Consider the following 11362-nt stretch of genomic DNA (forward strand, 5'->3'; position numbering starts at 1 on the left):
TCGTGGAGCATGTCGCGCGTCATGGCGTCGAGCGCTCCGAAGGGCTCGTCCATGAGCAGCACGGGCGTGCGCTGCGCGAGCGTGCGGGCGAGCGCGACGCGCTGGCGCATGCCGCCGGAGAGCTCGTGCGGGCGCTTGTCGGCGAAGTCGGCCAGGTGCACCGAGGCGAGCAGCTCACGCGCCTCGGGCTCGCGGTCCGAGCGCGAGACGCCGCGCAGGCGCAGCGCGAGCTCGACGTTGCCGCGGACCGTGAGCCACGGGAAGAGCGCCGACTCCTGGAACATCAGGGCCGGGCGGTGACCGCCGTCGATCGTGATGGACCCGCCGGAGACGGGCTCGAGGCCAGAGATCATCGACAGCAACGTGGACTTGCCGCAGCCCGAGGCCCCGACGAGGCAGACGAACTCGCCCGCCCGGACCTCCAGGCTGAGCCGGTCGACGGCGAGGCACGCCTGGGGCCCGCGACCGTAGACCTTGCTCACCTCGGTCAGGACGACCGCGGGGCGTGGCGGGCCGTCGGTCGTCCGTCCAGCCTGCGCGTCGAGCTCCGTCGTCGTCATGGCCCCGCCACCTCCGGGAGGCCCCGGGCTGCCAGGACCTCGTTGAGGATGCTGAGGTCGTAGAGGCCGTCGAGGTCGGGGACGCCGCCCTCGAGCGTGCCCACCGCCGCGGCGTGCTCGGCACCGGTGATGAGGGACGTCGCCACGGGGTCGTCGGTGAAGGTGATGTTGGCCCACGCCTTGGCGACGACGCCCTCGGGGAGCGCCTTGCCCGACAGTGCGGCGATGGCGTCCTCGACGACGGCCTGCGCGTCCTCCGGGTGGGCGTTGAGCCACTCGTTCGCCGCCACCTGGCCCTCGATGAGCCGCCGCACGACGTCGCGGTGCGCCTCGAGGAAGGCCGGGCTGACGATGAGGTTGGTGGTCACGAAGGCGCCGTCCGGCCACAGGTCGCGCTCGTCGACCAGGATGGTCGCCCCGGCCTCGAGCAGCCGCGTCGCGTTCGGCTCCGGGACCCACGCGCCGTCGATCGCGCCGGCGGCGAAGGCGTCGAGGATCTGCGAGTTCTCCTGCGGGGCGATGAGCACGTCGCCCCCGCCCGCGAGGTCGGACTCGAGGCCCTGGTCGGCGAGCCAGGACCGCAGGGCGACATCCTGGGTGTTGCCGAGCTGGGGCGTGGCGATGGTGGTGCCCACGAGGTCGGCCGGCTCGTCGATCCCCTCGCGGACGACGAGGAACGCGCCGCCGGACGCGGCGCCCGAGACGACGCGGACCGCCTCGCCGTCCGACTGGACGAAGCCGTTGACCGTCGGGTTGGGGCCGATGTAGGTCGCGTCGATCGCGCCGGAGAACATCGCCTCGATCGCCGAGGGGCCGGCGTTGAAGAGCGTGGTCTCGAGGGTCGCGGCCTCGCCGAGGGCGTCGGCGAAGAAGCCCTCCTCGACGCCGACGATCGCCGTGGCGTGGGTGACGTTGGGGAAGTAGCCGAGCCGCAGCACGGTCGGCTCCGCCGAGGTGGGGTCGGCCGCCTGGCTCGCGGAGCCGCAGGCGGCGGTGAGGCTGAGGGCGGCCACGCCGAGAGCGGCGGCCAGGGTGGTGGGGGCGGAGCGACCGTTCATGGGAACCTCGAGTATCGTGTCCATCGGATCGGCAACACCTACCGATAAAGTAGACAATTCACCACGAACCCGGGCACGTCAACCCGCACGGCGCTGCGATCCCCCGTTCGGGTGAGCGCCGCGGCGCGCGGGCACGGGCAGCGCGGTGGCCGTCCCGGCGCCGGCGTCGGGCGTGAGCCCTCAGTGCGCCAGCGCGGTGAGGAAGGCGACGCTCGCCGCGGAGATCTGCGCGCGCGCGTCGTCGGCGTCGATCGTCGGGGTGCCGTCGCCCGGCTGCGGGCCGTAGTCGCCGAAGGACGCGTGCGAGGCGCCCTCGACCACCGTGAACGTCGCGCCCGTCGGCAGGTCGGTGCGGGACGCCTCGATCGCCGCCGGGGTGGCCAGGCCGTCCTCGCTCGCCGAGAGGGACAGCACCGCTGCGGTCAGGGTCGTGCTGAGGTCGTCGGCGGGGTAGGAGGCCCACAGCAGGAGCCCGACGACGGGGGCCTCGGCGTCGGCGTCGTGCGCGTCGGCGTCCATCGCGGCGACCGTGCCGCCCAGGGAGTGCCCGCCGACCACCCACCGGGCGATCTCGGGGTGGGCGGTGCGCGCGGCCTCGAAGGCCCCCGTGGCGAGGAACGCGATGCCCGCCGGCTGCTGCGGGACGACCACGAGCACACCGGCCTCGGCCAGCGGGCGCAGCACCGCGGCGTAGGCCCGGGCCTCGACCTTGGCCCCGGGCTGGAGCACGAGCCCCGTGGTGACCGGGCCGGCGGTGGGTGCGAGCTCGATCCGGGTGGCGGTGCGGGTCACGGTGACGGCGCCGTCGGACACCATCGCCGCAGGGGCCGGGTCGATCGCCGGGAAGGGGCGGAGCCAGGCGACGAGGACCAGCCACGACGTGGCGACCACGCCCAGGGCGACCCGGCCCAGCCGGCGCCAGGTGGAGGACGGGCGCGCTGCCCGGGGCACGAACGACAGCCCGGCGACGGCCAGCCCGACGACGGCGGTCAGCACGAGCATCACGGCGTAGAGGGGGTGCCCGCCCACGACGGCGGGCCACGCGGTCAGGCAGGCCCACGCGACGATGCCCAGCGAGACCGCCGCGACGGCGCGGGCCGCCCAGGCCATGGCGGGCCGGGGGGTGGGATCCATCGGACGACCGTAGCGGCCCGGCGCGCCCCGGCGGGTGCCGTCCCGCCCTGCATGCCGGGGGGACCTAGGGCACTGGTCCGGGACGGCGCGGGAGAACAGCCTGGAGGTGACCGCGCCGTCCCGCGGCCTGCGGGTGCCCCCTGAAGGAGGCGGCCATGACCGTCCCCGCGATCGCCACGCACGGCCTGACCAAGCGCTTCGGCCGGGTGGTCGCCCTGGACCGCCTGGACCTCGAGGTCCACCAGGGCGAGGTGTTCGGCTTCCTCGGGCCCAACGGCGCGGGCAAGTCCACGACCATCCGCCTGCTGCTCGGCCTGATCCGACCGACCTGGGGCGCAGCCGAGATCCTCGGCACCCCCGTGCACGACGTGCGGCGGGCGCACCGGCACGTGGGCTACGTGCCGGGCGACGTCGCGCTGTGGCCCCAGCTCACCGGGGCGGAGACCCTCGAGCTGCTCGGCAACGTCGCGGGACGGTCCGACGCGGCCTACCGCGACGCGCTGCTCGAGCGGTTCGCCGTGGACCCGTCGGCCCGCGTCCGGTCGTACTCCAAGGGCAACCGGCAGAAGATCGCCCTCGTCGCGGCCTTCATGTCCCGGCCGGACGTGCTGCTGCTCGACGAGCCGACGGCGGGCCTCGACCCGCTCATGGAGGCCGAGTTCCAGCGGCTCGTCCACGAGGTCACGGACGTGGGGCAGACGATCTTCCTCTCCTCGCACATCCTCGACGAGGTCGAGGACCTGTGCGACCGCGTGGGGATCCTGCGCGCCGGCCGGCTGGTCGAGGTCGCGGCCCTGGACGACCTGCGCCACCTGCACACCGTCGTCGTCGAGGTCCAGCTCGACGGACCGGTGCCCCGGCTCGACGACGTGCCGGGCCTGGGCGCCGTCGAGGAGGTCCCCGGCGGGCTGCGGGTGGCCGTCACGGGCTCGCCGGCCGCGCTGCTCGAGGCGCTCGCCGGTCTGCCGGTCACCCGGATCCGCACGGAGGAGCCCTCGCTCGAGCAGATCTTCCTCACCTACTACTGAGCACCGCCCGACCACTCAGCCCCGCCGCACGGGAGGAGGACACGTGTCGACGACACGCACGGTCCGCGGCGGCGGGCGCCACCCCGCGCACGCGCTGTGGCGGGGTGAGGCGCGCCGCCACGTGCCCGGTGACCGGCCCGGCCACCGGCACGAGCACCGGGCGGCCACGCCGAGGCTCGGCGCCGCGGTGGCCCGGCTGACGGCCCGGCTGCTGCGCCGCGGCTGGGTGGCCCTGGTGGTGGGCCTCGGCGCCTATGCGGTCATGGAGGTGCGGGTCTTCGAGGCGACCTACCCGGACCAGGCGACGCGGGACGCGCTCGTGAGCCTGGCCAACGACCCCGCGATGCGCATCCTGCAGGGCCTGCCCGCCGGCACGAGCACCGGGGCGCTCGTCGTGTGGGACGCCGGGTGGATGCTCCAGCTCATCGTCGGCGTGTGGGCGGTCGCCTCGGCCTCGCGCCTGCTGCGCGGGGACGAGGAGGCGGGCCGGATCGACCTGCTGCTCACCGGCCGGATGACGCCCCGGGCCGTGCTGGGGGTGCAGCTGGGCGTGCACCTCGCCGCCTGCGTCCTGGTCGGGCTGCTCTTCGGGGGGACGCTCGCGGCGGCCGGGACGGACGTGCGCGGCGCGCTGCTCTACGGCGTGCTGGTCGGTGGGTTCGCTGCCACGTTCGTCGGGGTGACCGCCGTCCTGGCCCAGCTCCTCGCCGCCCGGGGCAGGGTGCTCGGTGTCGCGGCGTCGATGCTCGGCGGGTCCGTGCTGGTGCGGATGGTCGCCAACAGCTCCGACGACCGGGCATGGGTGGCGTGGCTGACGCCCTTGGGCTGGAACGACCACCTCGAGCCCTTCGGTGGCGACCGCGCCCAGGTGCTGGTGGTCCCGCTCGCCGTCTGCGCCGGTCTGGTCGGGCTCGCCGTCGTGCTCCGCGGGCGCCGGGACGCCGGCGCGGGGCTCATCGTGCAGCACCGGGCCGCGCGCTCGCGCCTGCTCTGGCTCGGCGGGCCGCTGGCCTTCGCGTGGCGGGCCACGCTGGGGACGCTGCTCGGCTGGGTGGCGGGCCTGGTCGCGTTCGGGATCTTCATCGGGGCGCTGCTGCCGAGCATCGTCCAGTTCGTCGAGGGCGACGAGTCCTACGCCCAGATCCTCGCGATGTTCGGGGTCGACGTGGCCGACATCCTGCTGGGCTACGTCTCGATGATGGGCGTCATCACGGGGCTGGTCGTCGCGCTCTACGCGACGTGGCGGGTGGGCGCCGCGCGTGCGGAGGAGGACTCCGGGCGGCTCGAGCAGCTGTTGGTGCGGCCCGTCCAGCGGTGGCGCTGGTTGGGTGGCCACGTGCTGCTGGCCGCGGTGTCGACCGCGCTCCTGTCGCTGGTGACGGCGCTGGCGACGTGGGCATCCGGCCGGCTGGTCGGTGCGGACCTCACGCTGCCCGACGCCCTGGCTGCGTCCGCCAACGCCCTGCCGGCGGTCGCGGTCTTCCTCGGCCTCGCCGTGCTGCTCCTCGGTGTCGCACCGCGGCTCGTCGTCCCAGCCGGCGCGTCGGCGGCGATGGTCGCCTACGTGGTGCAGCTCGTCGGCCCGGCGCTGGACTGGCCCGAGGCCGTCCTGGCGCTGTCCCCCTTCCACCACCTGGCGATGGTGCCGGTGGACCCGTTCGGTGCGGCGGCCGCCCTGGGGATGCTCGGGCTGGCCGTGGCGCTGGTCGGTGCCGGGATGGTCGCCTTCCAGCGGCGCGACCTCGTGGGCGGCTGACGCGGCAGGATGGCGGCGTGCTCGACGACTTCGACGACGTCCTGGCGCGGGCGCGCGACGGCTCGGGCGAGGCGTTCACCGCGCTGTACGAGGACCTCGTGCGCCCCGTCGCCGCGTACCTGCGCGGACGGGGGACCCGCGACGTCGAGGACCTGACGAGCGAGGTCTTCCTCGCCGTCTTCACCGGTCTGGCCCGGTTCAGCGGCGACCAGGCGCAGTTCAGGTCCTGGGTCTTCACCATCGCCCACCGACGGGTGGTCGACGCGTGGCGCAAGGGCGCCCGGTCCCCGGTCGAGGTGGGCTACGAGCCCGACGACGACGCGCGCACCAGCCCCGCGGCGGAGGCCGGCGCGCTGGAGCTGCTGGGGCACCACGAGGTGGCCGTGCTGCTCGCCGCGCTCACCGACGACCAGCGCGAGGTGCTCGTGCTGCGGATCGTCGCCGACCTCACGGTCGAGCAGGTGGCCGTGGTGCTGGGCAAGCGGCCCGGTGCCGTCAAGGCGCTGCAGCGCCGCGGGCTGGCGACCGTGCGCCGAGCCCTCCCGGAGCAGGGCGTACCCCTGTGAGCGGATCGGGCGATGACCAGGACATGAGGGCGGAGCAGGACGAGCGACTGGTCGCGGGCGCAGCCGTGCCGTCCGAGCCCGGTCTCACCGCCTTCGTCGCGGCCCTGCGCGCCACGGCCACCGCGGCAGCGCCCGCACCGAGCGCGGAGCTGGCCGCCCTGCTGCGCGGCGAGGCCCGGCGGCCCGCGCTCCACCTCGTCGGCGCGGTGCCCGCCCGCCGCCGCGCCCCGCTGCGCGTCGCCGCCGGCCTCGGCCTCGCGGCCAAGCTGGCGCTCGGTGCCGGTGCCGCGGCCGCCGCGACGGTCGGCGCCGCGACCGTCGACGCGGTGCCCGACGCCGTGCAGGTCCCGGCCGCCGCGGTCGTCGACGCCGTGGTGCGCCTGGTCGCGCCCGGTCAGGGCACCGAACCGGCCCACGGGCCGGGCCTCGTCCCGGCCACCGACCCGGCCCCAGACCCGGGGCAGCAGCCCACGGGGCCCGGCGAGCCCGCGCGCGGCGCCGCCGAGCGCGGCCGGTCCGCTGACGTCGGGCAGGGCGGCGAGCACGCGGCCACCCCGGACGTGCCGGACGAGGCCGCGTCGCACCCGACCGGGCCGCCCGCCCCCCCGGGCACCCCCGCCCACCCCGGCGCGCCCGGCGCCGACGTCCCGGCGGACCCGGGTCGCGGCACCGTCCCCGAGCCGCCGACCGACCCGGGTCGCTCCGGCGACGCGCCCGAGACCCCGGGGACGGGCGGCGCGGGGACGCCCCCCACCACCCCGCCGTCCGGCGGCGGGGGCGACGACCGTCCCAACCCGTGAGACGGTCCGGGTGACCCGTACCCCGCCGGGCGCGGCCGGCGATGACCGTGACGAGAGCGGCACCCGTGCCGCACACCGCGTCGACCGCCCCCGGGCGGCCGCCGATCTGGAGGTAGCACCGTGAGCACCACCGCACTGGCAGCAGTCGTCGCCAAGCTGACCGGCCTGAGCATCGCCGGCAAGGCGGCCGTCGGGATCGCCGTGGCCGCGGGCGCGATCGTGGCCGCCCCGGCCGTGGCCCACCAGGTCGCCGAGGTGCCGGTTCCCGCCGACACGGTGGTCGTCGAGCCGGTGGACGTCGACCCGACGGATCCGATCGGCGCGACCGACCCGACGGGCACCACGGACGACCAGGACCAGGTCCGTGACGAGGACTGCGACGAGGACGGCGACGGCGTCGGCGACCAGACGCAGGACCAGGACGGCGACCAGACGCAGGACCAGGACGGCGACCAGACGCAGGACGAGGTCTGCGACCCGGACCAGACGCAGGACCGGGACCGCGACGGCGAGCTGCCGGAGGCCGCGTCGTTCGGCCAGGGTGTCGCAGCGGACGCGCGTGACGGCGGGGTCGACGGTCAGCAGGTCCGCGAGCTCGCGCACGAGCGCAACGAGCTGCGTCGCGGCGACGACACCGTGCCCGAGGTCCCGGCAGAGGACGTCACCGAGGACACCACCGACGCCGGCTCGGACGCCGGCTCCGTCGACGCGCCCGGCCCGCAGGCGCCCGTGGTCCCGGCCGAGCGCGGCCGTCGCCCGTAGCGCCATCGCCTTCGGGCACACTGTCTGGCGACGCCCGCCACGGACCCCCTGCCGTGGCGGGCGTCGTCGCATCCGGGGGCGGGGGTGGGTGTGGTGTCGGGTCGTGCGGCCCTGTCGCCGGCTGCGCGAGGGCGGTACAACGGGATGAGGTGGCCGCCGACCCCGCCGTGCGGCCGCCCGACCCAGGAAGGGGTTGGCCCGATGCCCGCCGTCGTCGTCTCGGGACTGCGCAAGGTGTACGGCTCGCTCGCCGCCGTCGACGGGCTGGACCTCACGGTCGAGACGGGTGAGGTGATCGCCCTGCTGGGGCCCAACGGCGCCGGCAAGACGACGACCGTCGAGATCCTCGAGGGCTACCGCACCCCGGACGCCGGATCGGTGCGGGTGCTGGGCACGGACCCGCGCACGGGCGGCCGCGCGTTCCGCGAGCGGATCGGCGTGGTGCTCCAGGAGGCGGGGTTCGAGGAGCAGTTCACCCCGCGCGAGCTCATCCGCCTGCACGCTGGCTTCTACCCCCACCCGCGCGCGGTCGACGACGTCATCGCGCTCGTCGGCCTGGAGGAGAAGGCCGACGCGCGCGTGCGCACGCTGTCCGGCGGGCAGCGGCGGCGCCTCGACCTGGCGCTGGGGATCGTCGGCGACCCGGAGCTCCTCTTCCTCGACGAGCCGACCACGGGGTTCGACCCGTCCGCGCGGCGCCGGGCGTGGGACCTCGTCGACCGGCTGCGCGACCTCGGCGCGACCATCCTGCTCACCACGCACTACCTCGACGAGGCCCAGCACCTCGCCGACCGGGTCGTGGTCATCGACCACGGCCGGGTGGTCGCGCAGGGCACCCCCGAGCAGCTCACCGCCGCGGCGGGGCTCGCGACCGTCATCTCCTTCCGGCTGCCCGCGGGCGCGGCTGCGGCGGACCTGCCGGAGATCGGGCAGGACGTGCGCCTGGCCGGCTCGGTGGTCGAGGTGCGCACCCGCGCGGCGACGGCCGACGTCAACACCCTGGCCGCCTGGGCGGTCGCCCGGGGCATCGAGCTCGAGAGCCTGACGCTGGCCCGGCCGAGCCTCGAGGACGTCTACCTCGACCTCGTGGGCGACGCGGACGAGGCCGGCGAGCCGGGGGAGCCGGGGTCATGAGCGCAGCCGGGCGCGGGGACCTCGGCCTGCTCGGACGCCAGGTGCGCCACGAGCTGGTCGCGCTGCGCCGCACGCCCATCACCCTCATCCTGTCCATCGGGTTCCCGCTGCTCTTCTTCGTCCTCATCGGGGCGCTCGTGGGCAACGAGACGCTCGACGCGCGTCAGGGCGTGCGGCTGGCGCAGTTCCTCGCCCCGGGGTTCGCGTCGTTCGGCGTGGTCATGGCCACGTTCTCGTTCCTGGCCTTCGGCTTCGCGCAGGCGCGGGCCACCGGCGTGCTCAAGCGCCAGAACGGCACGCCCCTGCCGGCGTGGGCGCTGCTCGGCGGTCGGGTGGGCGCCGCGCTGGTGCTCGGCCTGACGGCCACGGCGCTCGTGCTGGGCGCCGGCGTCGCGCTCTACGACGTGCAGCTCTTCGCGCGGACGGCGCCGGCCGTGCTCGTCACCCTGGTGGTCTCGGCCGCGGCGTTCAGCGCCCTGGGGCTCGCCCTGGCCGCGTGGCTGCCCACGCCGGAGGCGACGCTCGCGGTGACCAACGGGATCGTCATCCCCATCGCGTTCTTCTCGGACATCTTCCTGTTCGGCGGCACCACGCCGGACTGGATGGCCACCATCGGCTGGCTCTTCCCGCTCAAGCACCTCGTCAACGTCTTCGCCGACGCGCTCAACCCCTACCTCGCGGGCAGCGGGTTCCAGCTCGACCACCTGGCCGTCATCGCCGCGTGGGGCGTGGCCGGCGCGCTCGTCGCCGCCTGGGGCCTGCGCCGCGAGCGCGACCGCGTCGGCCGTGTCGCGCGGACCGCCCGACGCCCGGCCCCGGCAGCCGACGCGCGGCCGCGCCGCACCGCGTCGCCGTCGGCGCTCGCGCTGGTGGGCGGGCAGGTGCGGCACACGATCGCGGTGCTCTCGCGGGACGCGTCGTCGGTCTTCTTCGCCGTGGTCTTCCCGGTGGTGCTCGTGGCGATCATCCCCACGGTCAACGGCGGTGGCGACGTCGTGCTCTCGGACGGTCAGCTGCTCGGTGCGTTCTTCGCCTCCACCATGGCGGTCTACGGCGCGGCCGTCACGGCCTACGTCAACATGCCGCAGGGGCTGGCCGAGGCGCGTGACCGCGGGGTGCTCCAGCGGCTGCACGCTGCGCCGCTGCCGGCGTGGGCCCTGCTGCTCGGGCGGGTGGCGGGGGCGTGGGCCGTCGCGCTCCTCACGCTCGTGGCGATCTGGGCCGTGGCCGGGCTGATGTACGCGATCCCGGTCCCGCCCGCGTGGGCCGCGGCCCTGCTCACGCTGCTCGTCGCGACCACGTGCTTCGCCGCGCTGGGCCTGGCGGTCGCGTCGCTCGTCCGCACGGCCGAGGCCGGCATCGGTGTGGCGCTGGGCACCCTGCTGCCGCTGTGCTTCATCTCCGACGTCTTCGTCTACGGCGCGGACTTCCCTGCTCTGCTGGACCGGGTCTCGTGGTTCTTCCCGCTGCGGCACGCGACGAACGCGATGACGACGGCGGCGGCGCAGGACGTCGTCGGCAGCGGGCTGGCCTGGGACCACCTCGGGGCGCTCGCCGCGTGGACCGTCGTCGGGCTCGGGGTGGTCGCCTGGCGGTTCAGCTGGGTCACGGTCGAGCCCCGCCGTCGGCGGCAGGGCATCATGGCCGGGTGACCGCAGACCAACCCGCATCGCCGGCCGAGACCCGCACCGCCAGGCTGCTGGTGGTGGCGCAGTTCGCCCTCATCGGGCTGCTGGTCGTGCTGCCGGGTCGCGACGACTGGCCCGTGCCGCCGTGGCTCGCCGTGACCTGCGCGGTCGGCGCCGTCGTCGGGGTCGTCGGCATGGTCCTCGGGGGCACGGCCCTTGGCCGCGGGCTCACCGCGGTGCCGCTGCCCAACGAGCACGCCCGGCTGCGCACCGGCGGCCTCTACCGGATCGTCCGGCACCCGATCTACACCGGGCTGCTGCTGACGATGGGCTCGTTGACCGTCGCGTCGGGCAGCGTGCCGCGGCTGGTGGCCTTCGCGGTGCTGCTCGGGCTCATCACCGGCAAGGCGCGGTGGGAGGAGGGGCACCTCGCACGCCGGTTCGCCGGGTACCCGGCCTACGCTGCCCGGACGCCACGCTTCGTGCCCCGCTGGCGGCGCCGGGGCTGAGCCGAGGGGTGGACCGGGGCGGCACCGGCCCCTGGGCTGGGCCGAGGGTGGATCGACGCGGCCCACCGTCGTGCCGTCGCGCAGCAGCACGAGCGTCGGGATGCTGCTGGCGTCGAACCGTCGGGCGGCGAGCGTCGGGTGCTACCCGGGGCACCGCGACCCGCCGGTCGAGCGCCCGCGACCCGCCGGTGCGGACCAGGTCACACCTGAGGCCCCAGAGCTCCGCATCGACCGGGGACCGCGTTCTCCTGTGTCATCAGCACCACGCTCCGCACCGGCGGTGCGGTGGCGTGCGCAGGACGGCGGGGGTGCGGTGGCGGTGCGCACGACACCGGCGGTGCACGCCCGCAGGCGATTGCTTTGCGGGCCCGACGGCGCTTGACTGCTCGGGACCCCAGGGAGCCTCATGGCCATGTCGACCGTCTTC

At 75.8% G+C, this 11362-nt stretch carries 11 protein-coding genes; 8 read left to right on the forward strand and 3 right to left on the reverse strand.

The features are described from left to right. The 3 genes from PKY62_RS10085 to PKY62_RS10095 all read right to left on the reverse strand — a co-directional run. On the reverse strand, window positions 1-560 hold a 560-nt coding region (locus PKY62_RS10085; protein WP_324536579.1), incomplete at its 3' end, for an ABC transporter ATP-binding protein. Then, window positions 557-1618, reverse strand: coding sequence for an ABC transporter substrate-binding protein (locus tag PKY62_RS10090; protein ID WP_324536580.1), 1062 nt, complete (start codon window positions 1616-1618; stop codon window positions 557-559). The genes PKY62_RS10085 and PKY62_RS10090, both read right to left, overlap by 4 nt. Window positions 1619-1798: 180 nt before the next feature. Beyond that, window positions 1799-2752, reverse strand: coding sequence for an alpha/beta hydrolase (locus PKY62_RS10095; protein WP_324536581.1), 954 nt, complete (start codon window positions 2750-2752; stop codon window positions 1799-1801). A 155-nt stretch (window positions 2753-2907) separates the two neighbouring features. On the opposite strand from PKY62_RS10095, the gene PKY62_RS10100 reads away from it, so the two are divergent. The 8 genes from PKY62_RS10100 to PKY62_RS10135 all read left to right on the forward strand — a co-directional run bounded on the left by PKY62_RS10100 (window position 2908) and on the right by PKY62_RS10135 (window position 10935). Then, window positions 2908-3780 (forward strand): ABC transporter ATP-binding protein, encoded by an 873-nt coding sequence (locus PKY62_RS10100; RefSeq protein ID WP_324536582.1) that lies wholly within the window; start codon window positions 2908-2910, stop codon window positions 3778-3780. Window positions 3781-3823: 43 nt separating this feature from the next. Beyond that, window positions 3824-5536: an ABC transporter permease gene (locus tag PKY62_RS10105; RefSeq protein ID WP_324536583.1), complete on the forward strand. Its 1713-nt coding sequence runs from the start codon at window positions 3824-3826 to the stop codon at window positions 5534-5536. Window positions 5537-5553: 17 nt separating this feature from the next. Further along, window positions 5554-6102 (forward strand): RNA polymerase sigma factor, encoded by a 549-nt coding sequence (locus tag PKY62_RS10110; RefSeq protein ID WP_324536584.1) that lies wholly within the window; start codon window positions 5554-5556, stop codon window positions 6100-6102. 23 nt (window positions 6103-6125) lie between these two features. Next, a complete protein-coding gene (locus PKY62_RS10115; protein ID WP_324536585.1) occupies window positions 6126-6902 on the forward strand; it encodes a hypothetical protein in 777 nt (258 codons plus the stop codon). Window positions 6903-7022: 120 nt separating this feature from the next. Then, complete coding sequence (locus tag PKY62_RS10120; RefSeq protein WP_324536586.1) at window positions 7023-7664, forward strand: hypothetical protein; 642 nt, start codon at window positions 7023-7025, stop codon at window positions 7662-7664. A gap of 201 nt (window positions 7665-7865) precedes the next feature. Further along, window positions 7866-8798 carry an ABC transporter ATP-binding protein gene (locus PKY62_RS10125; RefSeq protein ID WP_324536587.1) on the forward strand — a complete coding sequence of 311 codons (933 nt, stop codon included), beginning with the start codon at window positions 7866-7868 and terminating at the stop codon, window positions 8796-8798. After that, window positions 8795-10450: an ABC transporter permease gene (locus PKY62_RS10130; protein ID WP_324536588.1), complete on the forward strand. Its 1656-nt coding sequence runs from the start codon at window positions 8795-8797 to the stop codon at window positions 10448-10450. Before PKY62_RS10125 ends, PKY62_RS10130 begins: the two co-directional genes overlap by 4 nt. Further along, the gene (locus tag PKY62_RS10135) at window positions 10447-10935 is read left to right on the forward strand and encodes a methyltransferase family protein (protein ID WP_324536589.1); all 489 of its coding nucleotides are present in this window, start codon (window positions 10447-10449) and stop codon (window positions 10933-10935) included. The genes PKY62_RS10130 and PKY62_RS10135 overlap by 4 nt, the downstream gene beginning before the upstream one ends. Window positions 10936-11362 lie beyond the last annotated feature (427 nt).

It is taken from the genome of Actinotalea sp., from assembly GCF_035443605.1.
Taxonomy (GTDB): Bacteria; Actinomycetota; Actinomycetes; order Actinomycetales; family Cellulomonadaceae; genus Actinotalea.

Excerpts from the sequence above, each read along its gene's own strand:
- PKY62_RS10090 (WP_324536580.1), bottom strand. The coding sequence starts at position 1,618 with ATGAACGGTCGCTCCGCCCCCACCACCCTGGCCGCCGCTCTCGGCGTG.
- PKY62_RS10095 (WP_324536581.1), bottom strand. The coding sequence starts at position 2,752 with ATGGATCCCACCCCCCGGCCCGCCATGGCCTGGGCGGCCCGCGCCGTC.
- PKY62_RS10100 (WP_324536582.1), top strand. The coding sequence starts at position 2,908 with ATGACCGTCCCCGCGATCGCCACGCACGGCCTGACCAAGCGCTTCGGC.
- PKY62_RS10115 (WP_324536585.1), top strand. The coding sequence starts at position 6,126 with ATGAGGGCGGAGCAGGACGAGCGACTGGTCGCGGGCGCAGCCGTGCCG.
- PKY62_RS10125 (WP_324536587.1), top strand. The coding sequence starts at position 7,866 with ATGCCCGCCGTCGTCGTCTCGGGACTGCGCAAGGTGTACGGCTCGCTC.
- PKY62_RS10130 (WP_324536588.1), top strand. The coding sequence starts at position 8,795 with ATGAGCGCAGCCGGGCGCGGGGACCTCGGCCTGCTCGGACGCCAGGTG.